Below are 15,322 nucleotides of genomic sequence, written 5' to 3' on the forward strand. Positions count from 1 at the left end.
CCCTGGTCTTGCTCTGGCGCGCCAGCACCCGCACCAGATTGGAATCGTGCATCGGGTTAAGCGGATGATCTTTTAGTGGGCTCTCGTTCAGCGGCACCGGGCCGACGAACAGATTACCCATATAGACGGTGCGGCCGGTTTCCGGGAACGCCGGCGTCACCATGACGATTCCCTCGCCGGCTTCGGCACGCAGCGCATCCATCACGGGGCCGATATTGCCGGCGTCGGTGGAATCGAAGGTGGAGCAGATCTTGAACAGCACGTGAGCGGCGCCGCGCCCGCGCAGCCATCTCTCCGCCGATCGCGAGCGCGACACCGCAAGGCCCGCTTCGATCGACCGGCTCTTCAGCGACACCACCACCGCATCGACCTCGGGCAGCGCCAGGTCGCCCGCGGGCACGCCGATGGTCTGCACCGTGCGCAGGCCGCAACGGGTCAGCGTATTGGCGAGATCGGACGCGCCGGTATAGTCGTCGGCAATGCAGCCCAACGCCAGCGTCACGGCTTTGCTCCGGCGCAAGGTACGGCGTAAGGCTTGAACCAGCCAAGGCCGTCGATGGTCCTGGCCCGTGGATTGTATTCGCAGCCGACGAAGCCGCCATAGCCGAGCCGGTCGAGTTCGGCGAACAGGAACGGATAGTTCAGTTCCTCGCCATCCGGTTCGTTGCGCGAGGGAATGCTGGCGATCTGGATATGGCCGATGATCGGCATCATCTCGCGCAGCCGCATGGTGACGTCGCCATGGATGATCTGGCAGTGATAGATGTCGAACTGAAGCTTCAGGTTCGGAATTTTCAACTCGACGATCAGGTCGCGCGCGAAATTAAAATCGTTGAGGAAGTAGCCGGGCACGTTGCGCGGATTGATCGGCTCGATCACGACGTCGAGGCCGTGGGGCGCGAAGAATTCCGCCGCCCAGGCCACCGATTTGTAGAACGCCTCCACCGCCCCGGCGTTGCCGCGGTCGGCGATGCCCGCCATCAGATGCACGCGCTTGACGCCGGTGGCCTGCGCATAAGGAAGCGCCGTGCGCAGGCTGGCTTGAAGATCGGCAAAACGATCCGGCAGCGCCGCGAAACCCTTCTCGCCGGCCTCCCAATTGCCCGGCGGCAGGTTGAACAGCGCCTGCGTCAGGCCGTTGCGGCGCAGCCTCTCGCCAACAGCCTCCGGCGGATGATCATAGGGAAACAGGAATTCCACGGCGGTGAAGCCGGCCTTGGCGGCGGCGTCGAAGCGGTCGAGGAACGGCACCTCGTTGAACATCATGCTCAGATTGGCGGCGAAACGGGGCATCGATCGTCCTCTTGCTTGTTTGCTTCTATTTCGGCTCGCCCGGCAGATGCGTGCCGGTGACACGCGCATACATCCGCGCCACCGAGGCGTCGTCGTCGCGGCCCATGCCGGACGCCGCCGTCATCAGGAACATCTGCAACGCCGCCGCCGCCACCGGCACCGGGAATCTCGCGGTGCGCGCCATGTCCTGGATGATGCCGAGGTCCTTCACAAAGATCTCCACCGCGCTGCGCGGGGTGTAATCGCCGTCGAGCACATGCGGCATGCGGTTCTCGAACATCCACGAATTGCCGGCGGACGCGGTGATCACCTCATAGACCTTGCGGATATCGAGGCCCTGTTTGGCGGCAAACGCGATCGCTTCGGAGGCGGCCGCGATATGCACGCCGGCCAGCAACTGGTTGATCATCTTGAACGCGGCGCCCTGCCCCGCGGCATCGCCGAGTTCGTAGAGTTTCGCCGCCATTGCATCGAGCGCCGGCCGCGCCTTGGCGAAGGCCGCCGGACTGCCGGAGGCGAGTATGGTCAGTTCGCCCTGCGCCGCGCGCTGGGCACCGCCGGAGATCGGCGCGTCCAGATAATGCCGGCCGGTCGTTTCCAGTTGTTTGGCCAGCCGCCGCGCCACGTCGGGATCCATGGTCGCGGAGGAGACGAATACGCCCCCCTTCGCCAGCGTCTCGGCGACGCCGTCGGCCCCGAACAGAATGCTCTCGGTCTGGGCCGCATTGACGACCACGCTGACGACGATGTCCGCGCCCTTGGCGGCCTCCGCCGGCGTCCTGGCGCCGCCGCCGCCATCGGCCACGAACCGCGCCACCGCCTCGGCCGAAACATCGCAACCCGTGACGTCAAACCCCGCACGCCGCAGCGAGGTCGCCATGCCAAAACCCATCGAACCCAGCCCGACGACCGCGATCCGCGGTTTTGGAGATACTGATTCAGGCATAAGGCGTTACCTCAGGTTTCCTCACAGCCGGATTTAACAGCGGCTTGCCCTCTCGGTATCACGGCTTGGCCGCGCTGCCAAAGCATGAGACAAGGCGGCAAAGAGGAAGCTGCCATGACGGAAATCAAGCTCCGCGAGGAAATCTGCCGCCTCGGCCGCTCGCTGTTCGAGCGCGGGCTGACGCCGGGCTCCTCGGGTAACATCAGCGTGAGACTGGACGACGGCGGCTGGCTGGTGACGCCGACCAATGCGTCCCTCGGCTCGCTCGACCCGGCCCGGCTGTCGCGGCTCGACGCCAGCGGAAAACTCGCCTCCGGAGATGCCCCGACCAAGGAAGTGCCGCTGCACACGGCGCTGTACCAGACCCGTAACACGGCGCGCGCGGTGGTGCATCTGCACTCGACGCATTCGGTGGCGCTCTCGATGCTCCCGGAGATCGATCCGCGCGCCGCGCTGCCGCCGATGACGGCCTATTACCTGATGAAATGCGGCGCCACCGCGCTGGTGCCGTATTATCGGCCAGGCGATCCGGCGGTGGCCGACGCGATCAAGGGGCTCGCCGGAAAATACTCCTCCGTGCTGCTCGCCAATCACGGCCCCGTGGTCGCGGGCGACACGCTGGAGGCGGCGGTGTTCGCCATGGAGGAACTGGAAGAGACCGCAAAACTGTATCTGCTGTTGCGAGGGCTGAATCCGCGTTTTCTGACCCCGGCGCAGATTGCGGATTTGTCGAAGACATTCGGGCTGACGCTGCCGGAGCACTCGCCGCACACACCAACGTCATCCTGAGGTGCCATGCGCAGCATGCCGTCTCGAAGGATGGCGATACGCACGCTGCCATCCTTCGACACGCCGCTTTCGCGGGTCCTCAGGATGAGGACTGCGTGTGCGGAGATACAGTCTTCCCGATTCGAATTTCCTGTCATCGCGAACAACTCCTCCCACCGCCCTCTTCCCCCCTCCCCCCGCGAAGCGGCGGGGTCGAGACGAGCGAAGCTCGCTCTTAGGGGTCGGGGGTGGGGGGTCTATCCGTTTGCTCTTCTGGCAGCGAGTTTGCCGAGGCACCCCCCACCCCCGCCCCCTCCCCACCACGCGCAAGGGCGCGTGGAGGGAGGGGAGATCACCGTGCACGACTCCGCGTTCTCGCCGCAGGTTTCGCGCGAGGTTTGGCCTGCTCGTTCCGCCCTCCTCGATCAGAGGGCGCAGGGAATGCCGGGCGTCCGATGCGCCCGATAGCCGCGTGTGCAACGATAGTGGTAGAACGCACACGCGTTAGTCAGGTCACACCGGAATCGACCGGCATTCCCCGCGCAATGGTTTTACGGCTTATTTCGTGCTCTCCTTGGCGATCGGCTTTTTTGTCACCATCGCTTGCGAATGAAACCGCAAACTTGACGCCAGCGTCGAGGCGTCAGGACCACACGATTTTGCCGTCCGCAAAAGCAAACGCCCTCGTCTTTGGCGCCGCTCGCGTCCACCGCATCCTGTCCCGCGTCCGTGACGATCTCGAGCCGCCCCTCTGTGGGACAGGACGGCGCGAGTTATAAAGCTGATTTGGATGTTCGGAAAATCAGAATATTTTTGCAGAGGGGGCTGGACAGAGGGGTCGATAAATTGTCCAGGTGATTTGCCCGTCGGGTCGACTAAAGCCCCAGATAAGCCTTGCGGACATCCGGATTGCCCTTGATGTCGCCAGCCGTGCCCTGCATCAGCACGCGGCCGGTCTGCAATATGTAAGCGCGGTCGGCGATGTCGAGGCACTCGGCCATGCGCTGCTCGACGATCAGCACCGTTAGACCTGTATCGCGGATGCGTTTGACCGCCTGGAAGATCTCGTCGACCAGTTTCGGCATGATGCCCTGCGACGGCTCGTCGAGCATCAGAAGCCGCGGCCGGGTCATCAGCGCGCGGCCGATCGCCAGCATCTGCTGCTCGCCGCCGCTTAACGTTTCGGCGCGCTGCTCCAGACGTTCCGACAGCCGCGGGAACAGCTGGAACACGAGCTCCAGCGGCTGGTCGCGATCAGCTTCGCCGCGATAGAGGTAGCTGCCAAGCCGAAGGTTGTCGCGCACCGACAGCCGCGGAAACAGCCGGCGGTTTTCCGGCACATAGGCGATGCCGGCGGCGGTGATGACATGCTGCGGCTTGCCGTCGATGCGCGCGCCGTCGAACGTCACCGTGCCCGAGCGCGGGCGCTCGGCGCCGGCGATGGATTTTATCAATGTCGATTTGCCGGCGCCGTTGGCGCCGGCAACCAGCACGATCTCGCCCTTGGCGACCTCGATCGAGACCTGCGAGATCGCGACCAGCCCCTGATAGGCGGTGGTGACTTCATGCACCGACAGCATGACGATCCCCAAGATAGGCCGAGATGACTTTCGGATCGCGCACGATGTCGGCCGGCTTGCCCTCGACCAGCACCTTGCCGAGATCGAGCACGATGGCGCGGTCGACCAGCGGCATCACGATCTCCATGACGTGCTCGACCATCAGCACGGTAACGCCGGTAGCGCGCACCCGCCGCACCAGTTCGACGCCGGTCTGCGCCTCGATCGGCGTCAGGCCCGTCAGCACCTCGTCGAGCAGCAGCAGCTTCGGTTCCGTCGCCAGCGCGCGCGCCACCTCGAGCCGTCGTTTTTCCGACGGGATCAGTTCGCTCGCGAGCACATCGGCGCGGCCGGCGAGACCGCAAAATTCCAGCACCTCATGCGACTTGCCGCGTGCCTCGCGCATCACGGTATTGCGCACCAGCGCGCCGACAATGACGTTGTCGATGACAGTCATGGTCTCGAAGCTTTTCACCACCTGGAAAGTGCGCGCGATGCCGCGCTGGCAGCGCTCCGCCGCCGGCAGCCGGGTGACGTCCTCGCCGTCGAACCAGATCGAGCCTTGCGTCGGCGGCAGCACGCCCGCAATCAGATTGAACAGCGTCGACTTGCCGGCGCCGTTGGGACCGATCAATCCGACGATCTCGCCGCGCCCGACCGAAATCGAGATATCGCTGTTGGCGATCAGGCCGGAAAAGCGTTGCCAGACGCCGCGGGTTTCGAGCAAGGGCGTCATTGGACCGCTCCCTTGCGCCGGCGTGAGAACAGTCCGACCAATCCTTCGGGGCGCGCCAGCGAGATCAGCACGATCAGCGTGCCATAAACGATCAGGTCGACGCCGCGGCCGGAGCCGCCGATGAAGGAGCGCGTCAGCTCAGTGAGCGGAATGAGAATGATCGCCCCCAACACCGGTCCCCACAGCGTGCCGATGCCGCCGAGCACCGCCGGCAGCGCCATCAGCAGCGAGAACTGGAAGCCCATGACGCTTTCGGGATCGATGTAGGACACGAACTGTGCGTAGAAGGCGCCACCGACCGCGGTGAGGAACGCCGAGACCGCTGCCGCCCCCATCTTGGAATTGAACACGACCACGCCGAGGCTTTCGGCGGCGTCCGGATTGTCCTTCACGGCGCGCCACCAGTAGCCCCATTTGGAATCCTCCAGCCACCAGGTGACGAGCCAGGCGACGCAGGCCAGCGCCAGCGCAAAGTAGAAATACGGCAGCTTGCTGCGCGTGAACTGGAATCTCAACCAGCTGTCGCCGTGCACGGGAACGTCGATGCCGAGCGCGGCGCCGGCCCAATTCCAGTTCTGGAACAACAAGAGCGCGATCTCGGCAATGACGATGGTGGCAATGACGAAATAATGGCCGCGCAGGCGGAAACAGGGATAGCCGAGCGCCATCGCGATCAGGGCCGATATCAGGCCGCCGCCGAGCATGCCGAACCATGGCAGCACGCCGAATTTGGTAAAGAGCAGCGTGGTGGTGTAGGCGCCGAGCCCGAAATACAGCGCGTGACCGAGCGATATCTGGCCGCAATAGCCGGAAAGGATATTCCAGCTCTGCGACAGCGCCGCATACATCAGCGTCAGCACCATGATGTTCTGGACGTAGACGTCCTTGACGAACAGCGGCACCAGAGCGGCCAGAACAGCAAACACGGCGGCGATGATGAGATCGCGGCGGCGGCGCTGGGCGAAACTGGTGTCCATCAGATCGACCCGAACAGGCCGCGCGGCCGGATGAAGACCACCAGCAGATAGACCGCGTAGATGCCGACCGATTTTAACGACGGCGGCAGCAGCAAGGCGGTAGAGGCCTCGACCAGGCCGACGATGATGCCGCCGGCAAAGGCGCCGAACACGCTGCCAAAACCGCCGAGCGCCACCGTGACATAGGCGATCAGCGCGAACGACGCGCCGACATCGGGATAGATATAGAAGAACATTGCCATGATCGCGCCGGCCAGGCCCACCAGCGCCGCACCCAGGCCCCAGCCGAGCGCGAACACCCGGTTCTTGTCGATGCCGACCAGCGCCACCGCGCCGGCATCCTCGCGCGTCGCTTCCAGCGCGCGGCCGAAATCGGTGCGGTTGATGAAGAAATACAGCGCGCCGAAGGCCAGGATCGACACCAGCGCGCCGGCGAGCTGAGGCACCGGCAGGAAGATGCCTGCGATCGAGACGGTTTTGCCGCCCAACCAGGAATGGGTGACGCTGCGGTAGTCCGGCGTGAAGAAGAACTGCGCCAGCCCGCGCATCACGATCGCGAGCCCGAAGGTCGAGAAGATCTGCACCATGCCGGCATTGGCCTTGGCCCGCACAGCAAAACGCACGATCAGGAGATAGACCAGCGCGCCGAACACGAACAGCGCCGCCGCCACCAGCGGCGCCGCCAGCAACGGATCGATCGCAAAGAACGCGAACAGGAAGAACGTCGCGTACATCGCGATCATCAGGAATTCGCCGTGCGCAAAATTCACGACGTCCATCAGCCCGAAGATCAGCGCCAGCCCCACGGCGATCAGCCCGTAGAGCAGTCCCATCAACAGGCCGCTGGCGAGACTCTGGATGATGGTTTCGGCGGTCAAAGGTGTCGCTCCAGATCGGAAGCGTTACCGCAAGGGACCGTCATTGCGAGGAGCGCAGCGACGGAGCAATCCATTCTTTCTTTTCGTGGCACGATGGATTGCTTCGCTTCGCTCGCAATGACGAAAGGCGCAACACTCTGAACCATGGTTTCGGCGGTCACGTCCCCTGCCCCGTGCCGGCCGATTACTTCATCGGCCAGACGGCTTCGGCGACCGCGGCCTGCGGCGGGAAGATGGTGACAAACTTGCCGCCGGTATATTGCAGCAGCACCGGATCGGCGTCGTTGTTCTGGCCCGTCTCGTCGAATTTCACGCGCTTCCACGGCATGATGGTGCTTTCGCCGGGCATGTCGGTGGCCACCAGCGCTTCCCTGATCTTGTCGCCGTCGGTGGACTTGGCGCGATTGATTGCATCCGCCATCACGATCAGGCCCATGAACTGGCGCGAGGAGAAGTCGTTGAGGTCCTTGCCCGACTTTTCCTTGAACATGGCGTTGATCTTGCCGACCATCGGCCGCTTGGCCGCGAGATCGAGCGAGAAGCTGCCGCGCGAGATCACGCCTTCGAGCTTGTCGCCGACCGCGTCATACAGCGCTTTTTCGGAAAAGCCCGCGTCCTGCGCAACGATGGCGTTGGGCTTATAGCCGAGTTCGGCCATGGTCTTCACCAAGAGAATACCGTCGGTGGTATAGCTCGACGGCATCAGCACGTCGGCGTTGGCCGCCTTGAGCTGCTGCACTTCGGCCGACAGTGATGGCGAATTGGCGCGGTACTTGATGTCGGCCAGCACCTTGTAGCCGCGGTCAGCCGCAAGCTTGAGCTGCGCGTTGCCGGAATCGGTGCCGAAGATGGTGTCCTCGTGGAACAGCGACAGCGTCTCGATCTTGGTGCCCTTTTTCTTCATGGCATCGAAGAAGTCGAACATCGCGCCCGAGAACATCTCGTCATGGGGTGCTGCGCGGAAATAGAATTTCAGGCCGCGGCGATGCAGGCTCGGCGAGGAGTTGTCCGCCGAGATGAACGGAATCTGGTAGCGATCGCAGATCTGGCTGACGGTGACGGCGACCGCGCTCTGATAGGTGCCGACGATGGCGCAAACTTTTTCCTGTGTGATCAGGCGCTCGGCCTCGGCGCGGCCCTTCTGCGGATCGGCCTGGTGGTCGGCGAACACGAGGCGGATCTTGGCGCCGCCGAGACCCGGCAATCCGGCATCCCGCGCCAGGGGCAGATCGAAATCATACTTGTTGTTGATGACCTCGGCCGCGGTCTCGAATGCCTTTTGCGCATCGACGCCGATCTGCGCGCTGGCGCCGGAAAACGGATAGATGATGCCGATCACGACTTCGGAGGCCTGCGCGCGGGACGCGATCGGCAGCAGCGCGGCGGCGGCAGTGGCTCCAAGCAGCACATTTCGGCGAGTAACGGTCATGACGGTATCCTCTGTTGTCGGCAGCTATCGATGAAACGATTGAAGATGACGGTAAAGCCTCAAAGAACGGCACCGACTGCCCATTAAAGCACAGCCAATTGCTTGTTGCGGAGGTCGGTCACCAGCATCAACCCGGGAGCATGCGTAATGGCAAACGGCAGCTTCGCCGCAGCGATCACCGCCTGCGGGGTCACGCCGCACGCCCAGAACACGGGGATCTCGTCGGCTTCCACCGGCACCGCGTCGCCATAGTCGGGTTTTGCGATATCCTTGATGCCGATCGAATGCGGATGGCCGAGATGAACCGGCGCGCCGTGCACGGCGGGAAAGCGCGAGGTGATCTGCACCGCGCGGATCGCATCCGCCGGCTTGAACGGCCGCATCGACACCACCATCGGACCCGCGAACGGGCCTGACGGGCTGCATGCGATATTGGTGCGATACATCGGCACCCGCACCTTGCGCTCGATGTGGCGGATCGGCAGGTCGTCCGCCATCAGCGCTTCCTCGAATGAAAACGAGCAGCCGAGTACGAACGCCACCAGATCGTCGCGCCAATGCGCCATGATGTCGGTCGGTTCCTCCACCACCTCGCCGTCGCGCCAGATGCGGTAGCGCGGCAGATCGGTGCGGATGTCGAGATCGATCCCCAGCGACGGGATACGGGGATCGCCGACATCGGACATGCCGATGATCGGACATGGTTTGGGGTTGAGCTGGCAAAATCGATGAAACGACGCCGCGAGCTTTTCCGGCAGGATGGCGAGATTGCCCTGGACGAAACCGTTGGCAACGCCCGCCGTGGTCGTGGCCATGCCGGCGCGGCATGCATGCCGGGCCACGACGCTGGGTAACAGGTCAGCCGTGAGAGGCTGGGGCATCCGGTCCGTTCGGGCCAAGCTGGTCATCGTTGATACCGCTTCTATTTGCTCGACAGGGAATGGCGCATATGGCTAGCATAATGTCTAATCGTTGTTTTTAATCAAGATCGATAAATCAAATTTATCGGTATGTGGGCTTTGGGTGCATGACCGATTTCAAGGCAATCGAGACCTTCATGTGGGTGGTGACGCTCGGCAGCTTCCGCGGCGCCGCCCAGAAGCTCAACACCACCCAGCCGGCGATCTCGCAGCGGATCGCGCAGCTTGAGCGCGAGGTCGGGGTCAGGCTGCTGCAGCGCGACCGGCGCATGGTGCTGCCGACGCCGAGCGGACGGCAGATGATGGTCTATGCCGAGAAGCTGATCGGCTTGCGCTCGGAAATGCTGGCGGTGGTCGGCGACCGCTCGGCGATGCATGGCGTGCTGCGGCTCGGCGTGGCCGAGACCATCGTCCACACATGGCTGTCGCAACTGGTGAAGAGCGTCAATCGCGCCTATCCTAATCTGTCGCTCGAAATCGAGGTCGATATCACCTCGAATTTGCGCAACCGGCTGCTGGCGCAGGAAATCGAACTCGCCTTCCTGCTCGGGCCGTTGACGGCGCCGACCGTCAGCAACCGGGTGCTGTGCGACTATCCCGTGGGCTTCCTCGCCAGCCCTTCGCTCGGCCTCGGCAAGCGCAGATTGACCGTGCAGGACCTCGCGAAATTTCCGATCATCACCTTTCCGCGCAAGACCCAGCCTTATGAAATCGTACGCTCGCTGTTCAACCGCCCGGGCCTGCCGCCGATGCGGCTGCACGCCTCGGCCTCGCTCGCGACCGTCATCCACATGGCGATTGAAGGCCTCGGCATTGCCGTGATTCCGACCGCGATCGTCGAGAACGAAATGGCCGACGGCCGGCTGCAATTGCTGTCGACCAATCTGCAGATCCCGCCGCTGACGTTTTCGGCGAGCTGGCTGGCTTCGCCCGACACCGTCGCCGTGGAGCGCGTCGCCGAACTCGCCGCCAGCCTTGCGCAGGGCAGCGTTGTCATTGACGCGCCGCCGCCGGCGCGTCATTGAAAATGATCGCCTGCGCGCATCGTCTGATCTCCGGAATGGCTCCATGACCAAAATCGCATCCAACCTGCAAATCGATTCCGTCCGGCTGTGGGATACGATCCATGAAACCGCGAAGTTCGGCGCCACGCCGAAAGGCGGCGTGCGGCGGCTGACGCTCGGCCCCGAGGACAAGCAGGTGCGCGACTGGTTCCGCAAAGCATGCGAGGCCGCCGGTCTCGAAGTGCATGTCGATGCGCTCGGCTCGATGTTCGCCCTTCGCAAGGGCCGCGACATGTCGAAACCACCCGTGGGCCTCGGATCGCACCTCGATACCCAACCGACCGGCGGCAAGTTCGACGGCGTGCTCGGCACGCTGGCAGCCCTCGAGGTGGTGCGCACGCTCAACGATGCCGGGATCGAGACGGAAACGCCAATCTGCATTGTCAACTGGACCAACGAGGAAGGCTCGCGCTTTGCGCCGGCGACGATGGCATCAGCGGCCTACGCCGGCGACTACACTACCGAAAACATCCTGACGCGGACGGACGCAGCCGGCGTCAGCGTCAGTGAAGCGCTCGACGGCATCGGCTACCGCGGCGATGAGGCCGTCGGCGCGCGCAAGCTCGGCGCCTTCGTCGAACTGCATATCGAGCAGGGACCGCTGCTGGAGGCCGAGAACAAGACCATCGGCGTGGTCGATCGCGGCCAGGGCATCGTCTGGTATGACGGCAAGGTCACCGGCTTCGAAAGTCATGCCGGCACCACGCCGATGCCGCTGCGCCGCGATGCGCTGGCGGCACTGTCCGAAGTGGTGCTGGCGGTCGAAAAGATCGCCATGACACATGGACCGCACGCGGTCGGCACCGTCGGCGAGACCGTGATCGCGGCGCCGTCGCGCAACGTGATCCCCGGCGAGGTCGCCTTCACCGTCGATATCCGCAGTCCCGCTTCGGAAACGCTCGATGCGATTGACAAGGATTTGCGCAGCGCCATCGCCGAGATCGCGTCGCGGCGCAAGGTCGAGATCGCGTTCGAGGCGATCTGGCGCAAGCCGCCGACGATCTTCAACGCCAGGCTGGTCGAGGCGGTGGAAAACGCCACCAAGTCGCTTGGCTACAGCTACCGCCGCATCACCTCCGGTGCCGGGCATGATGCCTGCAACCTAGCCAATGTCGTGCCGGCGGCGATGGTGTTCGTGCCCTGCAAGGACGGCGTCAGCCACAACGAACTCGAGGACGCAACCCAGGCCGACTGCACCGCCGGCGCCAACGTCCTGATGCACACCGTGCTGGCGCTGGCCGGCGTCGCGTCCTAGCCAACAACGGAGAATTCAGTGCGCGGAGTTTTCGTCGATGCCAACGGCTCGCTGGCGGATATTTTCGAGCGCCAGAACAAGGCCGGCGATCCGCCGGTGCGTGTCAACCGCGACGCCGATATCACGCCGGAGCAGGTGCCCGCCCTGCTCGATGGCGCCGAGATAGTCGTCATCGATCACACGCCGCTGCCAACGGCTGTCGCGCGGCGCTGCACCGGCCTGAAGCACGTCGTCTTTCTCGGCACCGGCGCGCGCAGCTACATGAACCCGGAAGAGCTCACCGGTCTTGGTATCGAAGTTCATCTGATCAAGGGCTATGGCGATACGGCCGTGGCCGAATCCACCATTGCGCTGATGTGGGCGGCGGCGCGCGGCATCGCGCAAATGGACCGCGAGATGCGCGCCGGCAACTGGCTGCGCGAGGACGGCATGCAACTGACCGGCAAGACCCTCGGCCTGATCGGCTTTGGCGGCATCGCCGCGGAAGTCGCCCGCATCGCGCTCGGCAGCGGCATGAAGGTCGTGGCCTGGAACCGGTCGCCGAAGAGCTTTGCCGGCGTCGAATTCGTCGCCTTGGAAAAGTTGCTGGCCGAAAGCGACGTCGTGTCGCTGCATCTGTTGCTGAACGATGAAACCCGCGGCTTTCTCTCGGCGAAGCATATCGCCGCGATGAAGCCGGGCGTCATCCTCGTCAATACCGCACGCGCCGCCTTGATCGACGAAGCCGCCATGATCGAAGCGCTGAAATCGGGCCATATCCGCCACGCTGGATTAGACGTCTTCAACATCGAGCCGCTGCCCAAGGATGATCCCCTGACGAAGCTGCCGAACGTCACGCTGTCGGCGCATTCGGCGTTCCGCACGCCGGAGGCCAGCGAAAACCTGATCGGCGCGGCGTGGGAGCATTGCCGGAGGATTGCGAAGAGCTGAATGGATCTACGTCGTCCGGCCTTGAGCCGGGACCCATAGCCACCAGCCAGCATGATAGGTATTTGTGGGTCTCGGCGTTCGCCGAGACGACGAAGAACTACTCCACCATCTCCGCCACCGCCTTGCCGCACGCGGTCGTGTCGGCATTGCCGCCGAGGTCCCTGGTGCGCAGCGTGCGTTCGCCGAGGGTGCGCTCGATCGCGGACACGATCGAGGCCGCCGCGCTCTTCTCGCCGAGATGTTCCAGCATCATCGCCCCGGACCAGATCATGCCGATGGGGTTGGCGATGCCCTGCCCGGCGATATCAGGCGCCGAGCCGTGCACCGGCTCGAACACCGACGGGAAATTGCCTTCCGGATTGATATTGCCCGACGGCGCGATGCCGATGGTTCCGGTGCAGGCCGGTCCCAAATCAGACAGGATGTCGCCGAACAAATTGGAGCCGACGACGACGTCGAACCAGTCCGGATGCAGCACAAAATTCGCGGTGAGGATGTCGATGTGGTACTTGTCCCACTTCACGCCGGGATATTTCTTGGCCATCGCCTCCACGCGCTCGTCCCAGTAGGGCATGGTGATGGAAATGCCGTTGGACTTGGTCGCCGAGGTCAGATGCTTCTTCGGCCGCGACTGTGCGAGGTCGAAGGCGAACTTCAGGATGCGGTCGACGCCGATCCGGGTCATCACGGTCTGCTGGGTGACGAACTCGCGCTCGGTATCCGGAAACATCCGCCCGCCGACCGACGAATACTCGCCTTCAGTATTTTCCCGCACCACCCAGAAATCGATATCGCCGGGCTTGCGGCCCGCGAGCGGTGACGGCACCCCCGGCATCAGCCGGACGGGCCGAAGATTGACGTACTGGTCGAATTCCCGGCGGAATTTGATCAGCGATCCCCACAAGGAAATGTGATCGGGAATTTTCGCGGGCCAGCCGACCGCGCCGAAATAGATGGCATCGTGCTTGCCGATTTTGGCTTTCCAGTCCTCCGGCATCATCTCGCCGTGCTTTTCGTAATAATCCCAGGACGCGAAATCGAAATGGTCGAAATGCACGCTGATGCCGTGCTTTTTGGCAGCCTGCTCCAGCACGCGCAGCCCCTCCGGCACCACTTCCTTGCCGATGCCGTCGCCGGGAATGACCGCGATCCGATATTGCTTTTTGGAGTTGCTCATCCAGAGATTCCTTTTTGGTCCTGCCGCGCCGGGACCGCGGTTTATCGAAGCCGGATTGCAATGGACCAAACTGCGCCCGGGTGCAACGGTGCAGTGCAATGTTGACCACCTTGGCGGCGACGGCCTAACAGTTCCGTCCCACCGGCCGAACGCTTCCCAACCCAGCGAGTATTCCCATGGATCTTCATTTGCGCGGCAAGCGCGTGCTGATAACCGGCGCATCGAAGGGCATCGGCGCCGCCGCCGCCGAGGCCTTCGCCGAAGAAGGCGCTCATGTCATGCTGGCCGCCCGCAGCGGCGATCAATTGAAGGCGCTGGCCGATCGCCTGCGCTCGGCCCACCAGATCGACGCCACCACGCATATCGTCGACCTGCGCAGGCCTGAGGACCTGGCGAGGCTCGCAAAAGACGCCTCGGACATCGACATCCTCGTCAACAATGCCGGCGATATTCCGGGCGGCTCGATCGACAAGATCGACGAGCCGACCTGGCGTCACGCCTGGGACCTCAAGGTGTTCGGCTACATCAACCTCACCCGCGCGATCTACGCGCAGATGAAGGCGCGCGGCCACGGCGTGATCGTCAATGACATCGGCGCCGCCGGCGAAAAGTTCGACGCCAATTACATCTGCGGCAGCGCCGGCAATGCCGCGATCATGGCGTTCACCCGCGCGCTCGGCTCCAAGAGCCTCGCCGACAATATCCGCGTGGTCGGCATCAATCCGGGCCCGGTCGGCACCGACCGCCACATCACGCTCTTGAAAACCCGCGCCAAAAACCAGTTCGGCGACGAGAACCGCTACAAGGAATTCCAGCAGGGCCTTCCGCTCGGGCGCCCCGCGCACGCCCGCGAAATCGGCGACCTGATGGCGTTCCTCGCCTCCGACCGCTCGGGATATACGTCGGGGGTGATCTTCACGGTCGACGGCGGTATTGCCGCGGGCTGGGGGTAACGCCGGCCCATCACCGTCATTGCGAGGAGCGCACGCGACGAAGCAATCCACACTTCCTTCGTGGCCATGGATTGCTTCGCTTCGCTCGCAATGACGGCTACTCAACCAGCCGTCCGCTCGAACAATTGCCGGATCAGCGTCGTGATCCGCCCTGACGGCGAGCGCAGTTCTTCCAGAATCGAAAAATGGTTGGCGCCCGGTATTTCCTCGTAGGTGACGGGCAGTCCGAACTTCGCGCGGTGCCCCGCGAAAGCCGCGGTCTGCTTGCGGAGCAGCGGCAGTTCCGCGCTGCCGACCACCAGCGACAGCGGCTTGAGCGGACCGTTCTCCTGCATCATGGGCGAGTTGCGGCGCGACATCGCCTCGTCGAGCCCGAGCTTGACGTTGAGATAACTGTGTCGGATCGGTTCGAGATCGTAGATGCCTGATATCGCCAT

15 protein-coding genes and 1 pseudogene are annotated in these 15,322 nt (G+C 63.8%); 5 read left to right on the forward strand and 11 right to left on the reverse strand.

Annotated features, from left to right (window positions below):
• The 3 genes from QZ213_RS12510 to ltnD form a co-directional block, all read right to left on the reverse strand.
• On the reverse strand, positions 1-502 hold a 502-nt coding region (locus tag QZ213_RS12510), incomplete at its 3' end, for a four-carbon acid sugar kinase family protein (protein ID WP_291686385.1).
• Positions 499-1,293, reverse strand: a complete 795-nt coding sequence (gene otnI, locus QZ213_RS12515) for a 2-oxo-tetronate isomerase (RefSeq protein ID WP_291686386.1) — start codon at positions 1,291-1,293, stop codon at positions 499-501. The genes otnI and QZ213_RS12510, both read right to left, overlap by 4 nt.
• Positions 1,294-1,318: 25 nt before the next feature.
• The gene (gene ltnD / locus QZ213_RS12520; protein ID WP_291686387.1) at positions 1,319-2,239 is read right to left on the reverse strand and encodes an L-threonate dehydrogenase; all 921 of its coding nucleotides are present in this window, start codon (positions 2,237-2,239) and stop codon (positions 1,319-1,321) included.
• Positions 2,240-2,353: 114 nt separating this feature from the next.
• Here ltnD and QZ213_RS12525 point away from each other — a divergent pair, with 114 nt between their 5' ends.
• Positions 2,354-3,028, forward strand: coding sequence for an aldolase (locus QZ213_RS12525; protein WP_291686388.1), 675 nt, complete (start codon positions 2,354-2,356; stop codon positions 3,026-3,028).
• An 854-nt stretch (positions 3,029-3,882) separates the two neighbouring features.
• Here the strand turns inward: QZ213_RS12525 and QZ213_RS12530 are convergent.
• The 6 genes from QZ213_RS12530 to QZ213_RS12555 all read right to left on the reverse strand — a co-directional run bounded on the left by QZ213_RS12530 (position 3,883) and on the right by QZ213_RS12555 (position 9,467).
• On the reverse strand, positions 3,883-4,587 hold the full coding sequence (locus QZ213_RS12530; RefSeq protein WP_291686389.1) for an ABC transporter ATP-binding protein: 705 nt from the start codon (positions 4,585-4,587) through the stop codon (positions 3,883-3,885).
• Positions 4,571-5,302 carry an ABC transporter ATP-binding protein gene (locus tag QZ213_RS12535; RefSeq protein ID WP_291686390.1) on the reverse strand — a complete coding sequence of 244 codons (732 nt, stop codon included), beginning with the start codon at positions 5,300-5,302 and terminating at the stop codon, positions 4,571-4,573. Before QZ213_RS12535 ends, QZ213_RS12530 begins: the two co-directional genes overlap by 17 nt.
• The gene (locus tag QZ213_RS12540) at positions 5,299-6,279 is read right to left on the reverse strand and encodes a branched-chain amino acid ABC transporter permease (protein ID WP_291686391.1); all 981 of its coding nucleotides are present in this window, start codon (positions 6,277-6,279) and stop codon (positions 5,299-5,301) included. Before QZ213_RS12540 ends, QZ213_RS12535 begins: the two co-directional genes overlap by 4 nt.
• Positions 6,279-7,157 (reverse strand): branched-chain amino acid ABC transporter permease, encoded by an 879-nt coding sequence (locus tag QZ213_RS12545; RefSeq protein WP_291686392.1) that lies wholly within the window; start codon positions 7,155-7,157, stop codon positions 6,279-6,281. Before QZ213_RS12545 ends, QZ213_RS12540 begins: the two co-directional genes overlap by 1 nt.
• A gap of 184 nt (positions 7,158-7,341) precedes the next feature.
• Positions 7,342-8,586 carry an ABC transporter substrate-binding protein gene (locus QZ213_RS12550; RefSeq protein ID WP_291686393.1) on the reverse strand — a complete coding sequence of 415 codons (1,245 nt, stop codon included), beginning with the start codon at positions 8,584-8,586 and terminating at the stop codon, positions 7,342-7,344.
• 83 nt (positions 8,587-8,669) lie between these two features.
• Entirely contained in the window at positions 8,670-9,467 is a 798-nt protein-coding gene (locus tag QZ213_RS12555; RefSeq protein ID WP_291686394.1) for a putative hydro-lyase, read from the reverse strand.
• Between the two features lie 146 nt (positions 9,468-9,613).
• On the opposite strand from QZ213_RS12555, the gene QZ213_RS12560 reads away from it, so the two are divergent.
• The 3 genes from QZ213_RS12560 to QZ213_RS12570 are packed head-to-tail and all read left to right on the forward strand — an operon-like array spanning position 9,614 to position 12,755.
• Complete coding sequence (locus tag QZ213_RS12560; protein WP_291686395.1) at positions 9,614-10,531, forward strand: LysR family transcriptional regulator; 918 nt, start codon at positions 9,614-9,616, stop codon at positions 10,529-10,531.
• 43 nt (positions 10,532-10,574) lie between these two features.
• Entirely contained in the window at positions 10,575-11,825 is a 1,251-nt protein-coding gene (locus QZ213_RS12565; RefSeq protein ID WP_291686396.1) for a Zn-dependent hydrolase, read from the forward strand.
• An 18-nt stretch (positions 11,826-11,843) separates the two neighbouring features.
• Entirely contained in the window at positions 11,844-12,755 is a 912-nt protein-coding gene (locus QZ213_RS12570) for an NAD(P)-dependent oxidoreductase (protein WP_291686397.1), read from the forward strand.
• Between the two features lie 97 nt (positions 12,756-12,852).
• On the opposite strand, the gene QZ213_RS12575 is transcribed toward QZ213_RS12570, so the two are convergent.
• Positions 12,853-13,932, reverse strand: a complete 1,080-nt coding sequence (locus tag QZ213_RS12575) for a tartrate dehydrogenase (protein ID WP_291686398.1) — start codon at positions 13,930-13,932, stop codon at positions 12,853-12,855.
• Between the two features lie 176 nt (positions 13,933-14,108).
• Here QZ213_RS12575 and QZ213_RS12580 point away from each other — a divergent pair, with 176 nt between their 5' ends.
• Positions 14,109-14,885, forward strand: a complete 777-nt coding sequence (locus QZ213_RS12580; protein WP_291686399.1) for an SDR family oxidoreductase — start codon at positions 14,109-14,111, stop codon at positions 14,883-14,885.
• Positions 14,886-14,986: 101 nt separating this feature from the next.
• Here QZ213_RS12580 and QZ213_RS12585 read toward each other — a convergent pair.
• Positions 14,987-15,322 (reverse strand): annotated as a pseudogene (locus tag QZ213_RS12585) (alpha/beta hydrolase); the annotation flags it as partial.

The organism is Bradyrhizobium sp., assembly GCF_017881085.1.
Classification (GTDB): Bacteria; Pseudomonadota; Alphaproteobacteria; order Rhizobiales; family Xanthobacteraceae; genus Bradyrhizobium.

What these genes read in the sequence shown, in the direction of transcription:
- otnI (WP_291686386.1), bottom strand. Translation starts at nt 1,293, where the DNA reads ATGCCCCGTTTCGCCGCCAATCTGAGCATGATGTTCAACGAGGTGCCG.
- ltnD (WP_291686387.1), bottom strand. Translation starts at nt 2,239, where the DNA reads ATGCCTGAATCAGTATCTCCAAAACCGCGGATCGCGGTCGTCGGGCTG.
- QZ213_RS12525 (WP_291686388.1), top strand. Translation starts at nt 2,354, where the DNA reads ATGACGGAAATCAAGCTCCGCGAGGAAATCTGCCGCCTCGGCCGCTCG.
- QZ213_RS12530 (WP_291686389.1), bottom strand. Translation starts at nt 4,587, where the DNA reads ATGCTGTCGGTGCATGAAGTCACCACCGCCTATCAGGGGCTGGTCGCG.
- QZ213_RS12535 (WP_291686390.1), bottom strand. Translation starts at nt 5,302, where the DNA reads ATGACGCCCTTGCTCGAAACCCGCGGCGTCTGGCAACGCTTTTCCGGC.
- QZ213_RS12540 (WP_291686391.1), bottom strand. Translation starts at nt 6,279, where the DNA reads ATGGACACCAGTTTCGCCCAGCGCCGCCGCCGCGATCTCATCATCGCC.
- QZ213_RS12550 (WP_291686393.1), bottom strand. Translation starts at nt 8,586, where the DNA reads ATGACCGTTACTCGCCGAAATGTGCTGCTTGGAGCCACTGCCGCCGCC.
- QZ213_RS12555 (WP_291686394.1), bottom strand. Translation starts at nt 9,467, where the DNA reads ATGCCCCAGCCTCTCACGGCTGACCTGTTACCCAGCGTCGTGGCCCGG.
- QZ213_RS12560 (WP_291686395.1), top strand. Translation starts at nt 9,614, where the DNA reads ATGACCGATTTCAAGGCAATCGAGACCTTCATGTGGGTGGTGACGCTC.
- QZ213_RS12565 (WP_291686396.1), top strand. Translation starts at nt 10,575, where the DNA reads ATGACCAAAATCGCATCCAACCTGCAAATCGATTCCGTCCGGCTGTGG.
- QZ213_RS12575 (WP_291686398.1), bottom strand. Translation starts at nt 13,932, where the DNA reads ATGAGCAACTCCAAAAAGCAATATCGGATCGCGGTCATTCCCGGCGAC.
- QZ213_RS12580 (WP_291686399.1), top strand. Translation starts at nt 14,109, where the DNA reads ATGGATCTTCATTTGCGCGGCAAGCGCGTGCTGATAACCGGCGCATCG.